Here is a 17,253-nt window from a genome sequence, read left to right on the forward strand (position 1 = left end):
GACCGGCCCTGACCGGCCCTCACCGGCTGCTTGGCATCGACCGTCGACAGATCCGACCGCCGTCACCCTAGTAGAGCTGGCTGGTAGAGCTAGTCGAACGCCTCCGGCTTTCTCGGCCCGCCGGCCTTCTTCTGCTCCGTATAGACGACCTTGATGTTCAGGCCCTCGTCACGGAACGCCCTGCGGGCCGCCTTGGCCACGTCCGGGTTCGAGAAGTGCCACTCCACAGCCTTGCCGCCCGCGGCCTCGACCTGCCTGCGCGCCTCGGTGACGAACGTCTGCTTCCCGGATTCCGTGAGCCGGCCCTTGTCGGTCTTGGACAGGAAGCTGTCGTAGCCGTTCTTCGCCTCCAGATACGTCTGCCTGCTCGCGTCCCAGCCGTCGTACTCCACGTCCGGCACACCCTCCTTGGGGTGCGGGACGACGTACTCGCGGCCGCGTACCGTGCCCGTGATCTGTTCCTGGTAGCGCAGCCAGGACTCGTTCTTCCAGTTCGGGGCGGGGTTGCGGTCCCGGCTCGCCCAGAAGCCGTCACCGTTGTCGGCCGAGCCGAAGTCCGGCTTCCTGAGGTTCTCCGCCCAGTCCGGCGGGTTGTAGTTGCGCGGGTCGGAGGTGTCGCCGTGCCGGGGCTCGGGGTACTGCTTCTTGTCCTGCTCGGCCTTCTTCGCGCGCTCCGGCTCCTCCGCCCGCTTCTTCGCCAGGTAGGCCTCGCGCTCCTGCTTACGGGCCTCCTCGGCCTCCTTCTTGGCGTCCTCGTCACAGCCGCCTTCGGCGAGGACGATGTAGGGGGAGGAGGGGCCTGCGGCGAGGACGGTGGTGCCGGTGCCGGGGGGACCGGAGAGGCCGGTGGTGCCGGTGCCGGCAGAACCGGAGAGGCCGGGGCCGGCGGAAGCGGAACCGGAGAGGCCGCCGTTCTCGTACGGGATCCTGCGAGCGGGAGCCGAGAGAGTGCAGCCGGACTCACGGGCCTTCTTCTCGGCCGCGTCCGCCGCCTCGTCGGCCTCCTTGGCCGCCTTCTCGGCCCCCTTGACGTCACCGGCCTTGGCCGCCTTCTTCGCGTCCTCCGCCGCCTTGCCCGCCTTCTCCGCGAGCTTGCCCAACTTGCCCAGCTTGCCGAGTACGCCGAGCTTCTCGGCGACCTTTCCGACGTCGTAGCCGGGGATGAAGAGCGAGCCGACGTTCCACAGGACCGTCGTGACGGCGCGGGTCTTGTTGCCGCTGTTCCACTGGTCGGCGACGTCGTCACCGATGAACGTGTCGTAGAGGACGGTCCCACCGGTCTTCAGCGAGGCGCCTCCCCAGCCCAGGACGGCCCCCAGGTAGTCGCCCTTGGACCACTTGTCGCGGGCGTCCTTGGAGTTGTCCATCCAGTCGCTGCCGAGCTGCTTGCCGTAGTCGCCGATGCCGCTGAGCGTGTCGAGGGGGTGGCGGACCATGTCGTAGATACCGGTGAGGTCGCCCCAGACACCGTCGACGAAGAGGCCCTCTCCGACCTGCTTGATCTGATTCCCGGCACACCCGAAGAAGGCGCCGAACCCGGAGAAGCAGCCGTCGTCGTCCTTCTTGCCGTCGTCCCCGCCGTCTTGGTCGTCGCTCTTCTGATCGGGGTTGTCGGTGCTGGTGCTGGTGCTGGCGCCGGTGCCGGTGCCGGTGCCGGTGCCGGTGCCGTCGGTGGTGCCGGCCGTAGTCCCGCCGGTGTTTCCGGTGCCGCCGGTGCCGTCGTCCCCCTTCCGGGCGTTGACGTCCGTGCCGTCGCCGCCCGACGGGCCAGGGCAGGCCATACCGGTGACCTTGCAGATCTGTGCCTGGATACCGTCGGAGATCTGCGTACCGAACCCACTGACCACCAAAGCCGTGACGATCGCGGCAACGATGGCGACGAGCCCGGCGTACTCCACCGCCGTCTGCCCCTCGTCCCGTCGCCAACGGATCATGCAGGCCAGGGAAAAGGGCCGACGCTCCTGCCGCTCGTAGTCAGGACGCCGATACCAGTCACGGCTGTCCGACCGAGTCAAAAACCAGAGGATGAGAACCGGGACCAGAAGCTGGCCGAACCCCCGGGGCGAGCCGTGCACGACATTGCCGACGGAGGCGACGATCAACCAGATCTGTACGGCGACCAACGCGCCCCAGACCCGAACCCCACCCTCCCAACTCCGCCGCCCCAACCACCAACTGACCGCCCCAGGCGCAGCCGCGTACGCGACCAGCGCCAGCACACCACCACCGAGAGCGTCGTAGGACGTCGCGGTCAGCAGCAGCCCGAGTCCACCGACAATCGTGGCCGCGAACAGCACATGCACGAGAACCAGGGCCGCCGAAAGCGCCCCAGGCATGGCGGCCCTACGCCCACCCGTACCGGGCGCCCCCGCAGCCCCGTACCCCGGACCTCCCCCGATGGCAGCCATGCCCGCCTCCCCCTCAACTCCCGACGGGCGAAGCCAGATTCACAGCCCTCGGCTGGTGCCCGGACCCGCTCCCCGCCGTTCGTGCACGACAGGGTTCGACGGTAGGGAGGAGACGCTGGGGCCACATGGGCCCGCGGGCCCAAATCGGCACCCAATCACCATGGTCTGCCGGCCGGCCCTGCTACGACTCCGGAACCTGTGCCCGTTCGCCCGTGACCGGTGCGGCCGCGGAGGCGCCGATGGGCCCCTTGTATTTCGCCAGACGGAAGGGCCGCGCCCCGCCCGGCTCGGAAACAACCGCACCGACCCCGGGCGGCCCCGCACACCACAGGTGGTTGAGCCGCGGGCTCACGTACCGCTTGAAGGGCGTGGCCGTCAGCACGGTGCCATGGCCACCGATCCGGAGGATGGCCGGGACCCGGGCCTTCCGCCCGGACGAGGACCCGTCCTTGAGCCGCCACCCGTGCGCGGCCGCCCTCACGACCTCGCACTCCACCAGCCGCCAGGAATGCGTACTCAACACGCGGTGCATGCGCAGGGCCGTCACAAGTGCCCAGATATGGAAGGGCACGACGATCGGCACAAGCACGACAATCCTGACCATGATGGGAATGAACCCCTCATCGCCGCCGACCACGAGCAGGAGCGGAACGAGAACGAGCGCAGGCCAGACCGCAAAGAGAAGAACCATCTGCCGAACGACACGACGCCGAACGGCCTTGCCGGTGGGCGGGTGCTTGAGCGCTGGTTGGGAGGCCCAGGGAAGCCTTTCCGTTCCCTGATCGTTCACCTCATCCGCGGTGGGGGTGAACGGCGGCGTGTCCACACGCGCCCCAGCGCGGCGGGCGCGCTCGAGATCGGCCGGTGTTGCGCCCCAACTGTCGGGCGCACACTGGATGTCGACCGCTGGACGCTGGTACAGGAAGTGAAGCCGCTTGGGCGCCCTGCCACCACGCCCCGGCGCGGCGACGACCGCGAGGAAGCGAGGGTCGCCGGCGAACCAGAGTGGTTCGATCTGCGCGCGGAGTCGAGGCCGGGTACGAGGACCGTCCAGGCGCCTCAGCCACCAGTAGGTCCGTGGATGCCTGATGAAGACCAACGGGACCTTCTCCTCGGCATCGGCCGGATTCCGGAACTCGAACCACATTCCGTCGTCCCGAGCCCCGGAGTGCTTGCCGAGCCCGCTCGGAACCCCTTCCAGGAACTGCCACGGATACGCGCGCAGCACCCGGCGCATCCGGAAAGCCTGTGGGAAGTAGGTGAACTGGACGCGGAAGCGGTAAAGGCCGTAGAGGGAGTACGGGATGAAGATCCACAAGATCCAGTTCGACGGGTAGGTCGAGTTCGACACAAAGAGGAGAGCGACCCAGACACCTGGCCAAGCGATCAACCCCACCACGTTCATGGCCATGTGCCGCATCCAGGCATTGCGTGTCGGTGGATGGTCCCAGGCCGTGGGGCAGGTGGGGGATTGCACGATGCTTCCTTCTTCGTCTGGTCCGGGGGATCGGAGGTACGGCAACTCGTCGGCCTCAAATGCGGACGCCGGCACGGCGGGCACGGTGCAGTGCCTCACCGGCCGCCTCGTGGACGTCTGTGCGGAAACGTGAGCCCTTGCTGGGGTGCTGGTACAGGAGAAAGAGGCGCCCCGGCCCTGGGGCCGCCAGGACACCGGCGAAACGAACGTCACCGGCGAACCAGATTTCGGCCACCTGGGCCTTCTTCTGCGGCTTCACCCCGGGGCCCAGCCGACGCCGCCACCATGGTGAGCGGACATGGCCGTGCAGGATGATGGCGACCTGGTCATCAGGACGTTCCGGATTGGGCAGCTTCAACCAGACGTCGCCGCTCTTCGCCCCGGGTACTCCCCCGATGCCGCTCTCCGGGCTTGCGTACGCCTGCCACGCGTACTCCTTGAGAATGCGTCGGATCTGGAACGCCTCGGTGACGTACCGGTATTGGAGAACCGTTCGGTAGGCCGCGTACAGCAGGGGAACGAAGCAGAGCCACACCGGCCATTGCGCTCCCACGATGAGGAGCAGGGACCCGATACAGGTCAATGGCCACAGGACTTGGCCGAGGACCGCCCAGGTAAACAGCCTCGTCCAGGCACTGCGGCTGTCCGGGTCGTCCCAGGCTGTCGGCGAGTGGGAGGCACTCATGTCATTCCTTGTCGGATTCCGGCGAAAACGGGGTATCGAAGCTCACCAGAAAGGCGATCTCACGAAGCAGTGCGCGATAGTGCTCCGCCCGCTCCACCGCGGGCGTCGCAAGGTTCAGGATGGCGAGACGTTCACCGTCCGGGTAGGGCACATACGCGCTGACCTGGAGCAGTCGCTCCCCCAGACCCGAACCCGGCGCCACCGTATGCGTCTCCACCAATGACCCCGGACCACACGGAAGTTCAAGCAACTCCATGTTTACGGCGTTCTCAGCGCTTGCCGCCATGCGGGCGGCCATGATGCTACGCGGCGCCCAGGGCAGCCGCCGCCACGCGAGCGTGAAAAGCGACAGCAGCAGCCTGCCATCGCCCTCGTCGTCCGTGTGCAGCCCTACCGAACACTGAATGACCCCCGTCTCCACCAGTACGTGCATCATCCGCCGAACGGGAGCGAGCATCGCCGCAAGTCGCTGCCGCTCCGTGGAGTTCCCGGAAGCTGCAAGAAGTGAGGAGAGGACAGCTTCGCCGTCGGGCGTTCTGCCATCGTTCCCGGACGACATAAATTCTCTCGTCGGCAAGGGTGAGAATCCGGCGGGCAACGCGAACCAGATATCGGCACCGGGCAACCGTGCTGAAGCGTCGGTGACGAAAGGAGTGGCGGTCATGACACTGCCTCGGCTCCTCGGACCAGGTATCTGACTACTCCGGATGCGCCCGTGAGGTCGATTCCAGCGGTTCTTGCCCCGTCCAGGACGCTGGTGGTGACCTTCACGCCGTCGCTGTCCAATGCGTCGTAGGCACTTCCGACCAGTCCGGTGGCTGACGTGCCGGCACCCAACCAGGTCGCGGCTTTCTCCACCTTCGGAAGGACGCTGTCAGTCTGCGCGCCGAAGACCCTGAACTTCTCCAGCAGGCCAGGGGCTTCGGAGATGGCCGTGGCCTCCTCCTTCACCGAAGTTCCGATGGCGGCGATCCGTTGCCCGATGGAGAGGGTGCCCTCTGTCGTTGCTGCAGCCGCGCGGATGGCTGCAGGGGCCCTCAAGCCGCCCTTCACGACAGCTCCCAGGCCTGGGACGACTCCGAGGATGTCACCTGTCACACCCAGCACATTGCTCCAGAAGTCGAGGTCGAGTTCTCCCTTGGAGAATCCGTCCCACAACGACGCCCGCACCGCGGGATCGCTCAAGCGCAGATAGAGTGCCGCTCCGCTCAGCACCGCTGCGGCCACTAGCAGTACTGCTCCTGCAACGGGCCCGAGGGCGAACAGGGCGATGACCCCCAGGATTGCCGCGCAGCCGCTGAGAATGTCCTCCAGATTGTCGTCCACCCAGTTCGAGAAGTTATCCCACGCCCCCGGCTCGTCCGGTGCTAGTTTCCCTGTGGAGTCGCGGATCATCTTCGCTCTGTGCCGGGCTGCGCGTTCGTGCTCCTCGGCGAGTGAGCGAGCCCTGCGCAATACGTCATCCAGATCGTGCTGTGCTGTGGTGACGGCAGCGTTCGCCTTGGTCAGGTGTGACTTGGCCTCGTCGTAGGCTCGTCCTTCACCCTTGTCCAGGGCCGGTGCACGCTTCGCTCTGCCTGCGTTCCGGCGAGCACTGTCCAGGACCTCACGAGCGTTCTTCGCCTCGCCCTCCAGCTTCTTCGCACGCCTTTGGAAGTCCTCCAACTCCTCAGTCCACTGGCGAAGTTGTTTGGCGGCTTTGCCCACCGAGCGGGCTCCCGTACGCAGGTTGGTCGGAAGTGGGCCGTCCTCCAACTGCTGACGAAAGGCGACGGCCGCATCTCCCTCCCAGTAGCTGCCGTCGAGCAGCCTTGTGACCTTGGAGTGAGCCTTCTGCATTTCATCGACACAGCTGGTCAGTTTGCGGTGGAGCGTTCGCACCACTTCTGTATCGCCCGGAGCCGGATTGAAGCCAAGGTGCGGGTATGCGGAATTGCTGACACCAGGATCCGTCTGCAATCCCTGCGGGCGGTTCAGGTCCGCAAGGGTGTTGCTGTGCCGCGACTCCTCAGGGGACAGAACGCCGCCGTCTCCAACGGGAGTGGTCACGTCTTCGCCCCCTTCCGCATCGCCTTCTGCAGAGCCTTCTCCAAGGCCACATCCACCTCATGGAAGTCGTTCTTGGCCTGCTGTGTGATGTCGGTGAGCTTCTCGATCTGCTCAGCGATCTCCTTGGTGCCGTAGTGCCAGTCCTCCTGGAACTGGTCACAGGCCTCGTCCAGATCGTCCGTGCCGAGGCCCTCGATGCTCGAGTCGCGCAAGGCCTTCTGCAGCGCCACGAACGAATTCTTGGCCTTGGTCAAGTCCTTGAAGAACTTGTCCAGTTCAGTACCGTCGACCTTCAACCGCTCTGCCATGTGAATCCCCCGGGTGCGCTTGCGAATGCCGCGTTCAGCGGTTGACAGCCTGAATCTCCTGCACCGGTACGGCGGTGGTAGTGGCGAAGGTGCCGTTCGGCAGGTCGCCGCCCGTGCCGCCCGTCCCCCTCCAGGTGATCTGCCAGGTCAGAGTCGCCTTGAGAGGGTAGGACCCGTCGCCCGACGACCTCAGGTACGTCACACCGCAGGGCGGCGTCCGACGGGCCTTTCCCTTCGCGTACGGCTCACCGATCGAACCGTTGTCGTTGATCGCGCGCTCACCCGAGCCGGGGAGGGTTGCCGCGTCGTCCGTGCCGGGATCGATGTGCAGGCTCACCGGCTTGGCGGTCGTGGTCGCCCACAAGCCGGTGCCGGGCAGGACGGCCGTGGCGGACACGGGCGTGTAAGCGGCTTTGTCCAGCCATACCCAAGTGGGGGCGTTCACCGTCGACTTGCGTTTCGGAGCAGTGGAGATTTTCGTGGCGGGCACCGTGGTCCGCTGGTAGGCGAGGCCCGCAAGGGTCTTGGTGTCGATGGCCTGGGGAACGTCCGGGTTCTCACCGCTGTTCACCCAGAAAGGATCACGCGTGCAGGCATTGGCGGCGGGTTCGTCCTTCATCTCCGGGTTCTTCACAGCCACCCACCACATCCCCTTGCCGTTCTTGTCCGCGTTGAAGTCCTTGTACGGGTGACCGTCCTTGTAGCGGGACTTGACGTCCTGGATGCGCCCAGGCGCTCCGCCGGCCGACTGGTAGATCGACCACTGGGCTTCCATGTAGGTCTTGAAGTCCTTGGCCTCCCAGTACGGCTCGTACCAGCAGGCCGGCGGTTCCCAGTCCACGGACGCGGAGGTGATGGGGCCGCCGCCTTTCGACGTGGTTTGGCCATCCACCCTGAAGCTGACACGGGACTCGAGGGCCAGACCCGAGGTAGTGCCCGACGTCTTGGATGTCTGGGCGCCGCTGCCTCCGAAGTCCCCGGCCGCGGCCGGGTGCGTGCCGAGAACCCACGCGGTGGCGATGAGGGCCGTCGCCGCCCCGCGCCGCGTCAGGGCCGACACTTCTGCGACCCCCGGTCTTCGGAGAGGTCCCAGATCTGCCAGACGCCGGCCTTGTCCTTCTTCATGCCTGCGTTGTAGAAGACGTAGCTGTCGGACGAGGTCGTCGTGCCCTGCCGCTTGCCCGACTTGCGGTCCTTGAGGTCCGCCTTGCTTTCGTCCACGCAGTACGTCATGGCAGCCGACGCCTTGTCGAACACCGTCACCCGGCGGTCGTAGTAGCGCAGGGTCCCCGCCCAGCTGACGTTCTTGGCGATGTTGCTCTTGGCGTAGTCGTAGACACCTGTCAGAGCGGCGCCGGTGTAGTAGAAGCCCATACCGGACTTCTTCAGATTGCCGTAGGCCATCGCCTGCCACACGGTGCTGACGGCCCGCGCGTTGTCCGCCAGAACCGCGTCCTTGATGGCATCGCCGGTCTGCTGACCCTCAAAGACCATCTTCATGTCGTCGGGGAGCTTGATCTCCGGCCGGTCGCTACCGTCCGCCGAAGCGGACACCGAGGGCGAGGCCGAGTTCGTGGCGCCGGTGTCGGCACCCGCGATCTTGTCGGAGGACGAGTCGTCTCCCTCCGAGCCACAAGCTGTCAGCAACAGAGCCGCGGACACAGTGAGCGCGGCTGTCACCAACTGGGCGTGGCGGTTCACTCAGGACTCCTAGGGTGGGGGATAACTTGAGCGAACCAAAGCTATCGGTGGGGTCCGAGGCGACACCAACTGATGTATCTCCAAGATCAGGCGAGCCGAGCGCCACTTTCACCACAGTTGTGGGCTTTTGCCCCACACACCACGTGACTGGATCTCACACATCAAGTGACCAACAGCACGATCATGAACGCTGGTCGATCCCGCGGAGAGGGCGCACGTTTGCCACCGCGCGTTTCTGAATCAGTCGAAGGAGTGCTGTGGCAACGAGTCGGCCCGCCCCTCGGACCCTCGGGGGACGGGCCGTCGCGTGCTCCCTGTCGTCAGCCCTCCGTACGCGGGAACGTGACCTCCACCCTCCGGTTCTTCTTCCGCCCCGCCTCCGTCGAGTTGTCGGCGATCGGGTACTGCTCGCCGTAGCCGCGGACCTCGAAGGTGATGTTCGGGTCGTTCAACTGCTGGTCCAGGACGTCCTGTACGGCGTTGGCGCGCTGGCGGGAGAGGACGTCGCCGTGGGCGGACGAGCCGAGGTTGTCGGTGAAGCCGAAGACGCGGACCTTTGTCGCCTTCTGGTTCTTGATCTCGTCGGCGATCGTCGCGATGCGCGACTTGGCCTCGCCACTGAGCTTGGCGCTGTCCTTGGGGAACAGGACTTCTGCCTGGAGGGCGAACGTGACGTCGGTGTTGGTGTCTTCTCGGCGCTCGTCGCCGCTTTGGTCTTCTACAACCGACTTGATGTCGAGGACCTTGGATGCCGCGAGGGTGGCGCCTTCGGGGAGCTTGAGGTCCGGGTCGTTGGGGTCGACCTTGACGGGAGCGGAGGCGGAGGCCTCGGTGCCCGGAGGGACGCTGGGGCTTGCGTCAGCGTGGGCCGCGGCCGCGCCGTAGAGGTTCGCGGCAACCATGACTGTCGCTGCGGTGACGGCAAGGGCGAGCCGCGGGGTCGTCGCTCGGCTGAGGGTACGGGTCATGGCCGGCCTCACGCGGAGATCTTGATGCTGGCAGTGGAGAACGTCGGCAGCTGGAAGTCCACCTCGGCCGTGCTCGTCGGCGGCGCGGGGAACTGCATGAAGATGGAGACGGTGCCGCCCGCCTTCACGTCCTGGACACCGGTCGTGGTGAGCGGCCGCCCGTCCGTGTCCCGGAGCACGTAGTAGCGCTTCTTCCCCTTCGTGTCCACGAGGGTTGCCCCTCCGAAGGACTGACCGTTCTTCATGATCTCGGTCTCGTTGCCGGTGAGTTGGGACGAAAGGACCGCCGCCTCACTCCCGTCGTTCTTGAGCTCGCCGTTGATCGTGAGGAATCCGCCGGAATCCCGCGTGGCCGACGTGATCTTCAGGCTGAGGCCATCGGGACCCTTGAGTTCGGCCAGAGGTTCGTCCGACTGCCCTTCCTGAGCACTCGGATTGGATCCACCGTCCTTGGAGGCAGATGCCGAGGAATCGGGCTTCTTGTCGTCGCCTCCACTGCCGCAACCGGCCACACCGAGGGCCAGACCGGCCGCAACGGTCAACGCGACCATCCCCCTGCGGGCCTTCGAAGTGAACCGAATGCTCATGCCTGTGTTTCCTTCTCCACTCGTCGTTCGCTTATGAATCGGCCAGATGGACGTCGAAGAGGTCCTCGGGTCCGGGCAGATCGGTGAGGTGCTCAGGGTCCAGATCCCAGAACTTTCCGTCGGCGCAGGAGAGCCGGGGCAACACGTCACCCGCGTCCGACGCCGGGGGTTTGAATGTGCAGAGTGGCTCGATCACGGCAGTGGCATGTGCGTGCGCGTAGTGCGTCTCCGTACCAGGCACGATGGACTCGCCAACGGGCTTGTCGGCCTTCACATAGACCGTGTAGCTCAGGGACGACAGGTTCGGCACACAGGGAGCGGGACCGTTCAAGTGCGCGTCGTTCTGTGACGCCAGTTGGTATGCACGCCAGCAGCCATTGAGCACTGCCTTGTCACCGGTGAGGATCTCCTGCCACTTGCCCGGGTCGAGTACGTTCTGCACCCACAACTCGGCAAGATCGTCCCTGGTTTCCTGAGCCGCCGCGAGTGCCGCCGCGTCGGCGGCTGTCTGGGCACCGTTCCGATTCGCTGCGGCCTGGCCGACCGCGAAATAGGCGAACGCAAGAAAGAGCAGGCCCCCCACCACCGTGATGTAGATGGGGAAGGCCTGCCCTGCATCGCCGTACCGGCGAGCTCGCATCAAGGAGCGACCTTGGCGATCTGCGCCTTGATCTTGTCGAGAATCGTCTTGCCGAGATCCGTGCCGGTGATCGCCAGAACGATCGCCACGACCACCGCGATGATGCCCAGATACTCGACCGCCGTCTGGCCCTTGTCGCCTCCACGACGCCGAATCGCGTCGACCGTGGTGTTCTTCCAGCCGTTCACCCGTACCTGGGTCGCCACCGCAGTCTTCAGCATCAGGTCGCTCATAGTGTTCCCCTCCGGATTCGGCCGGCCGCTCACCGGCCGACTGCTGCGTGTCTGTGTCGTTCGCGTAACCGGCTTCCTCCTTGCCGGTGCCGCTTTCGACACGAGAAACGTACGGCGGAACACCTCGCCCATCAGAGGGTCCCAGGGCCCAATCACGGGCCCAAAGAGAGGCCCAGCCGACATGTTGGGCCCGCGCGTCCGCGGACTGGGTCCGCAGGCCCAGCTGCACGATCCCCCGCACCGTCACCCCCGCTCACCCCAACCCTCGGCCCGAACCAGGCGCCGTACCCAGCCACTTGGCTGCGGCCTCGGAGCGGCTGGTGCTGTGGAGTTTGGCGAAGATGCGGTTGATGTGGTTCTTGACGGTCTTCTCGCTGATGAAGCAGGTGGCGGCAATCTGCTGGTTGTTCATGCCGGACGCGATGTGGTCCATGATCTCCGCCTCCCTGGTGCTCAGTTGGAACCTCGACCTGTCGGGAGCGGCCGGACGGCCACTCGTCCATCCTGACGACGACTGTGCCATATCCGGTTGCATCTGCGAAAGGTTTTCTGCAGAAATAGCGGAGACGGAACCCGATGGCTGGGTGAAGTTCCCTGGTTGTGGGGGGACTTCAGTGTGAACGTTTGGTGACGTCGGTGCAGCGTTGCCGTATGCAGTCGCATCGGACTGGCCCAGCCCCTCGGGGAGTGGGGCGTCGGCGGGCGGCTGTCCCTGGCGCAGCTGGTCTAGGAGTGCGCCCGCTGCAGTCGGGGTGAAGTGGGGTCGGCCCTGTTTGATGTCCCGTACCGCTGCGACCAGTTGGTCGGCGGTGAACTCGCCGTGCACGAGGTAGCCGCCGGCGCCTCGGCGCAGGGCTTCCTGGACGATCTCCGACTCCCTGCTGTACGTGAGCATCACGACCGGGGCGATGCGGACGAGGTACGGGAGCGCCGAGATGCCGTCCACGCCGGGCATGCGGACGTCCAGGAGGACCATGTCGGGGCGGTGTTGGAGAGCGGCTTCGTAGGCCTGGCGGCCGTCTGCCGCCTCCGCCACCACCGTGATGTCGGAACGGCCGGAGAGAAGGGCCGTGAGGCCGGCCCGCACCACCGGGTTGTCGTCCGCCACCACGACCTTGAGCGGTACGGGTGGCGGGAAGGCCTCGAACGGGCTCTTGGGCGGCGGCTCCGGGGAACCGGAGTGGGGAGCGGTCGGGTCCGGCATCGGGAGTGGCCTCCTTTCCTCTCGTGCGGCGCGTGGGGGCGCCTGTGGCTCGTAGCGATACGTGTACGGCGTACTCATGCCCCGCGTACTCATGCCCCGCGTACTCATGCCGGCGCACTCGCTGTCGTCAGGGCCGCAAGCGGGAGTTCCAGGCGGACTTCCGTGCCCTTGGGGTGGCCGCCGCGGCCGATGCGGATGCGGGCGCCGACGGAGGCGGCGCGCTCGACCATGCCGACCAGGCCGAAGTGGCCCGCGCGGCGCAGCTGTTCGAGGGTGGTGCCCGTGGGCAGGCCGCGGCCGTCGTCGTAAACGCTGATGCGCAGCAGGTCGCCGTGGACGCCCGCGCTCACGTCCACCCGGGTCGGGCCCGCGTGACGGTGGGCGTTCTCCATGGCTTCCGAGGCGATGGTGAGGAGCTGGCGTGCGACGGCCGGCGGCACGGGCGGGACAGCGTGCTCGCCGGTGGGGCGGTAGCAGGCCGTGAGGCCGGTGCGCGTGCTGAAGTCCCGGGTTCGGGCGGCGAGTTCGACCAGGACGTCCGTGGCGTGGTCCGGATCCGATTCGCGGCGCAGGTCGGCCAGGAGTTCGCGTGATTCGGCCGCCGCCCGGCGGGCCGAGCGCGCCACCAGTTCCGCCTGCTGCTTGACGAGCTTGGCGTCCATGTGGGGCGCGCCCGCCGAACCTGCCAGACCGTCCGCGGCCAGCGCCACGCCGTGCAGGGTCTTGGCCACGGAGTCGTGCATCTCCCTGGCCAGCCGGGCCCGTTCGGCGCTGACCGCCTCCGTGACCGCGAGGCGTGCCTGCACGGTGGTCAGCGCCTGTGTCGCGGCGCCGAACCGCAGCATGAGATTGCGCAGGGCCGAGCCCACCGCGCCCGCGATCACGCACAGGCCGGGCAGGAGCAGCGTCTCCGCGGGAGCTCCGTGCAGGTCCTTCGACGCCGCGTAGACCATGACGAGGATCAGCGCCTGGAGCGATGCGAACGCCGCGGCGCCCCGCCAGCCGTAGACGATGCCGGCCAGCAGTGGGGTGCAGACGCTGACGTAGGCCAGGGTGGTGTCCGGGCCCGCGGAGATGAGGAGCAGGGAACCGAAGAGGGTGTCCACCACCAGGAGGGTGGGGTGGCGCAGAAGGAGGGGGCCGAAGCGTTCCCAGTCCCTGAAGAGGACGTAGGAGCCCATGAAGGTGATTACGACCGCTGCGCCCACGAGGCGGGTGGCGAAACCCGGGGAGGCGTTGACGAGGGCGGCGGGGGCGGCCAGGGCGATCATGGCCAGACGGAAGCCGAACACCTGGCGGCACATGGCTTGCAGCGCGTTGACCTGGATGGGGATGGCCGCGGCGCCGGGCTCGCCATCAGACGCCGGTTCCGCCGTCGGCTTCGGCGTCGATACCGGTACCGGCACCGGTGCATGTACCGGTGCCGCCATCGGTGCAGGCTCCGGCGCCCGTGCGGGCGTGCGCGTGGGCGTCCGTACCTCTGCAGCCGGGGGCGAATCCGCACCCTGCTTCAGAGGTACGGGCGGAGCCCCAACCTTCCCCCTCGGATCCGGCTGCGCCGGCACCCCCGGCAGCCGTGTCCCCGCCGGTTCCCACCCCGGCGGCAGCGCCGGGGTCACCGACGTCACGGGGATGTCGGGTGCGCCGGTGCGGACGTGGGGTGGCAGGACGGTGCCTGCGGGTGGAGTGGTGATCTCCGGAGTCTTGGGACGCCGCCGCAGCAGGCCTGTGCGTTCCTTCGTCGTCATGGCCGTCGTCACCCCGTCCCTACTTGCCCGTGAGGGAGCCGAAGTCGGTGCCGGAGCCGAGGATCAGTCCGGCGCCCAGGAGGATCATGGTGGCCGGGACCATGAAGGTGGTGATCATCATGGTGGCCTTGGGGACCGCGCGGGCTGCCTTGCGGCGGGCGTTCTGCGCGTCCGTGCGGCGCATGTCCTTCGCCAGCGCTACGAGGGTGTCGACGATCGGTGCACCGAGCTCCTCGCCCTGCTGAAGTGCCGTCACGAACATCGCCACCTGTTCGGAGTCGTTGCGGCGGCGCAGTTCCGCGAAGGCCTGGCGGCGGCTCATGCCGAGGTCCATCTGGCGCAGGGTGATGCGCAGTTCGTCCGCCCAGGGGCCCTCGTACTTCGACGCCACCCGGTCCAGGGCCTGCCGGAAGCCCAGTCCCGCGCTCACCACCACCGCGAGTACGTCCAGGAAGTCCGGGAGGGTGCGCTCGATGACGTCCTTGCGGATGCGGATCGCGGCCCAGATGCCGACCTCGGTCCAGAAGCCGCCGAACGCGAACAGGATGAGGGCGACGATGAAGTTGCCCTTCATCAGGAACACCAGTCCGCCGACGCCACCGAGGAAGCCGTAGACCGCGCGGCGGGCCGCGTAGCGGTCGATGGTCAGGCCGCCCGGATTGCCCGCGAGGTCGATCTTGCGGCGGTACTTGGCCACCATCTTGGGGCCCATCAGGCGCAGCACCGCGGGTGCGTACCGCATGCCGAGGCGGTCGACGAGCGAGTCGACGGCGCCGGTGCGGGTGGAACCGACCTCCAGGGCCAGCGCGAGGTCCCCGGGAAGCCGGGCGTCGGCCCGGTACATGCGGATGCCCGCGAAGATGCCCCAGACGCTGAGGCCCATCACCAGTGCCAGCAGAAGTGCCATGGTCGTCCTCCCTCCAGGCTGCTCGGACGCCTCAGACGTCGATACGGGACATACGGCGGATGAGGATGAAGCCGACCGCGTAGAGCAGGAAGGCGATGATCACCGCGCCCTGGCCGAGCGGGGAGCCGGTCATCCGCTCCAGGGCGCCGTCCTTGACCCCGTTCATCAGGAACAACGAGCCCACGCCCAGCACGGGGACGGCATACGACGTCATGTTCACCTGCGACAACTGAGTCCGCACCTCCCGCCGCGTCTCCTTCCGCTCCTCCAGCGTCTCCGTGAGGTTGCGCAGGGCGCTCACCACCTGTCCGCCGGCCCGGTTCGACAGCACCAACGTCGTGACCAGGACGACCAGTTCGCGGGACGGGAGCCGTTCCGCCATGTCGCTCAGTGCGTCGTCCAGGGACGCGCCGACCGCCAGTTGATTGGCGACCTTCGCCAACTCCTCCCCCGCCGGCGCCTCCAACTCCTCCGCCGCCATCCCGATCGCCGTGCGCAGGGCCAGCCCCGCCTGGGTGGCGTTCGCCAGGATGCGGGCGAGTTCGGGGAGTTGGTTGATGAACTTCTCGATGCGCTTCTGGCGCTGCCAGTTGAGGAACTGGAGGGCGACCCAGATGCCGAGCAGGCCGGCCAGCGGGCCGAAGAAGGGGGCCAGGGTCGCCTGGCCGATGAGCCACAGACCCGCCACCGTCCCCATCATGTAGACGAAGAACTCCCCCGGCGTGATGTCCAACCCCGTGGCCGCCAGCCGCAGTTCCAGCTTCTTGCCCGTCTTCGTACGACGGAGTCGTCGGTCCAGGTTGCGGAAGCGGCGGCGTTTGCCGCCGAGGGGGATGTGGCCGGTGGCCGAGAGGCGGTCGACGAGTTCCTGGCGCTGGGCCTTGCCCATGGCGTAGGCGTGCAGGCCCATGACCCCGAGGACGCAGGTCAGCAGGGTGATGCCGGTGGTGAGCGTGACGAGGGTTTGCAGATCCATCTGCTGATCCGTCCTATTTCGCTTCTCGTGTCGCCAGTTGGTCTGCGGACTGGGCCACACCGAAGGCCTGGGGGACGGGCTGGCTCGCCATGTAGAGGCGGTCGGCGGTACGGCGTGGGAGCGGGAAGTACTCGAAGTTGCCGTAGATACGGCCGTCGGAGGACATCGGCTGGGCGTTGAAGCGGGCCGCGGTCGCCAGCCGGTACGGCTCGCTGCCGTGGCTGTCGAGCAGTGCGACCTCGGTGATGCGGCGGGCGCCGTCGGCGAAGCGGGTGAGCTGGATGATGACGTCGATGGCACTGTTGATCTGGTCGTGCAGTGCCTCGAAGGGGATCTCGACCTCGGACATGGAGGCCAGGGTCTTCAGACGCATCAGTGCGTCTTCCGCGCTGTTGGCGTGCACCGTCGCGAGCGAGCCGTCGTGACCGGTCGACATCGCCTGGAGCATGTCGAGGGACTCGCCGCCGCGGACCTCACCGACGACGATGCGGTCGGGGCGCATACGAAGGGAGTTGCGCACCAGGTCGCGGATGGTGACCTGGCCCTTCCCCTCGACGTTCGGGGGGCGGGACTCGAGGCGGATCACATGGGCCTGCTGCAGCTGGAGTTCGGCCGAGTCCTCGATGGTGATGATGCGTTCGGCCTCGGGGATCAGGCCCGACAGGGCGTTGAGCAGTGTCGTCTTTCCGGTGCCGGTGGCGCCCGAGACGATGACGTTGAACTTCGCCTGCACCAGGCCCGCCAGCAGATACAGGATGTGCTCGTCCAGCGAGCCGAAGCCGATCATCTCCTGGAGCGTGAAGGAGCGCGGGAAGCGGCGGATGGTGAGGGTGGCACCGGTCAGGGACAGCGGCGGGATGATCACGTTCACGCGCTCGCCGGAGGGGAGGCGCGCGTCGACCATCGGATTCGACTCGTCCACGCGGCGGTTGACGGTCGAGACGATGCGCTCGATGGTCTGCATCAGCTGGTCGTGGGAGGGGAAGCGCAGCGGCAGTTGCTCCACCCGTCCGCCGCGCTCCACGAAGATCGCGTCCGGGCCGTTCACCATGATCTCGGTGATCGACGCGTCCTCCAGGAGCGGTTCGAGGATGCCGAGGCCCAGTGCCTCGTCGACCACGCGCCGGATCAGCTGCGAGCGTTCGACCGTGGACAGCACCGGGCCCTCGCGGCTGATGATGTGCCCGAGCACCCGCTCCAGGCGGGCGCGGCGCTCGGCGGCGGCCAGCGCGCTCATCTCCGCGAGGTCGATCTCCTCCAGGAGCTTGGCGCGGTACGAGGCGACCATGTGGCCGTCCTCGCCCCGGTTGCCGTTCTCCTCGGGGGAGTTGATGCGTGCCCGCAGGCTCATGTGGTCCTCGC

17 protein-coding genes are annotated in these 17,253 nt (G+C 67.3%); all 17 read right to left on the reverse strand.

Features of this window, described 5'->3' with window-relative positions:
- Window positions 1-89: 89 nt before the first annotated feature.
- The 17 genes from MQN93_RS40810 to MQN93_RS40890 all read right to left on the reverse strand — a co-directional run bounded on the left by MQN93_RS40810 (window position 90) and on the right by MQN93_RS40890 (window position 17,242).
- The gene (locus MQN93_RS40810) at window positions 90-2,336 is read right to left on the reverse strand and encodes a Tox-REase-5 domain-containing protein (protein WP_242713464.1); all 2,247 of its coding nucleotides are present in this window, start codon (window positions 2,334-2,336) and stop codon (window positions 90-92) included.
- Window positions 2,337-2,589: 253 nt separating this feature from the next.
- Window positions 2,590-3,819: a hypothetical protein gene (locus MQN93_RS40815; RefSeq protein WP_242713465.1), complete on the reverse strand. Its 1,230-nt coding sequence runs from the start codon at window positions 3,817-3,819 to the stop codon at window positions 2,590-2,592.
- Window positions 3,820-3,940: 121 nt separating this feature from the next.
- Window positions 3,941-4,570: a hypothetical protein gene (locus MQN93_RS40820; protein ID WP_242713466.1), complete on the reverse strand. Its 630-nt coding sequence runs from the start codon at window positions 4,568-4,570 to the stop codon at window positions 3,941-3,943.
- A 1-nt stretch (window position 4,571) separates the two neighbouring features.
- Window positions 4,572-5,234, reverse strand: coding sequence for a hypothetical protein (locus tag MQN93_RS40825; protein WP_242713467.1), 663 nt, complete (start codon window positions 5,232-5,234; stop codon window positions 4,572-4,574).
- Window positions 5,231-6,619, reverse strand: coding sequence for a putative T7SS-secreted protein (locus tag MQN93_RS40830; protein WP_242713468.1), 1,389 nt, complete (start codon window positions 6,617-6,619; stop codon window positions 5,231-5,233). The genes MQN93_RS40825 and MQN93_RS40830 overlap by 4 nt, the downstream gene beginning before the upstream one ends.
- On the reverse strand, window positions 6,616-6,927 hold the full coding sequence (locus tag MQN93_RS40835) for a DUF6317 family protein (RefSeq protein ID WP_242713469.1): 312 nt from the start codon (window positions 6,925-6,927) through the stop codon (window positions 6,616-6,618). Before MQN93_RS40835 ends, MQN93_RS40830 begins: the two co-directional genes overlap by 4 nt.
- 34 nt (window positions 6,928-6,961) lie before the next feature.
- Window positions 6,962-7,768 carry a hypothetical protein gene (locus MQN93_RS40840; protein WP_242713470.1) on the reverse strand — a complete coding sequence of 269 codons (807 nt, stop codon included), beginning with the start codon at window positions 7,766-7,768 and terminating at the stop codon, window positions 6,962-6,964.
- 206 nt (window positions 7,769-7,974) lie between these two features.
- Window positions 7,975-8,628, reverse strand: a complete 654-nt coding sequence (locus tag MQN93_RS40845) for a hypothetical protein (protein ID WP_242713471.1) — start codon at window positions 8,626-8,628, stop codon at window positions 7,975-7,977.
- A 320-nt stretch (window positions 8,629-8,948) separates the two neighbouring features.
- Window positions 8,949-9,596, reverse strand: a complete 648-nt coding sequence (locus MQN93_RS40850; protein ID WP_242713472.1) for an OmpA family protein — start codon at window positions 9,594-9,596, stop codon at window positions 8,949-8,951.
- Between the two features lie 8 nt (window positions 9,597-9,604).
- Window positions 9,605-10,183: a hypothetical protein gene (locus MQN93_RS40855; protein WP_242713473.1), complete on the reverse strand. Its 579-nt coding sequence runs from the start codon at window positions 10,181-10,183 to the stop codon at window positions 9,605-9,607.
- A 31-nt stretch (window positions 10,184-10,214) separates the two neighbouring features.
- On the reverse strand, window positions 10,215-10,823 hold the full coding sequence (locus tag MQN93_RS40860) for a pilus assembly protein TadG-related protein (RefSeq protein ID WP_242713474.1): 609 nt from the start codon (window positions 10,821-10,823) through the stop codon (window positions 10,215-10,217).
- On the reverse strand, window positions 10,823-11,056 hold the full coding sequence (locus MQN93_RS40865; protein ID WP_242713475.1) for a hypothetical protein: 234 nt from the start codon (window positions 11,054-11,056) through the stop codon (window positions 10,823-10,825). Before MQN93_RS40865 ends, MQN93_RS40860 begins: the two co-directional genes overlap by 1 nt.
- Before the next feature lie 253 nt (window positions 11,057-11,309).
- Window positions 11,310-12,260 (reverse strand): response regulator transcription factor, encoded by a 951-nt coding sequence (locus MQN93_RS40870; protein WP_242713476.1) that lies wholly within the window; start codon window positions 12,258-12,260, stop codon window positions 11,310-11,312.
- Window positions 12,261-12,364: 104 nt separating this feature from the next.
- A complete protein-coding gene (locus tag MQN93_RS40875) occupies window positions 12,365-14,008 on the reverse strand; it encodes a sensor histidine kinase (RefSeq protein WP_308404519.1) in 1,644 nt (547 codons plus the stop codon).
- Between the two features lie 19 nt (window positions 14,009-14,027).
- Window positions 14,028-14,915: a DUF5936 domain-containing protein gene (locus tag MQN93_RS40880; protein WP_016437721.1), complete on the reverse strand. Its 888-nt coding sequence runs from the start codon at window positions 14,913-14,915 to the stop codon at window positions 14,028-14,030.
- A gap of 31 nt (window positions 14,916-14,946) precedes the next feature.
- Complete coding sequence (locus MQN93_RS40885) at window positions 14,947-15,891, reverse strand: type II secretion system F family protein (RefSeq protein WP_016437720.1); 945 nt, start codon at window positions 15,889-15,891, stop codon at window positions 14,947-14,949.
- A gap of 13 nt (window positions 15,892-15,904) precedes the next feature.
- Window positions 15,905-17,242 carry a TadA family conjugal transfer-associated ATPase gene (locus MQN93_RS40890; protein ID WP_016437719.1) on the reverse strand — a complete coding sequence of 446 codons (1,338 nt, stop codon included), beginning with the start codon at window positions 17,240-17,242 and terminating at the stop codon, window positions 15,905-15,907.
- Window positions 17,243-17,253 lie beyond the last annotated feature (11 nt).

Source organism: Streptomyces spinosisporus (assembly GCF_022698145.1).
In the GTDB taxonomy this organism is placed as follows: domain Bacteria; phylum Actinomycetota; class Actinomycetes; order Streptomycetales; family Streptomycetaceae; genus Streptomyces; species Streptomyces spinosisporus.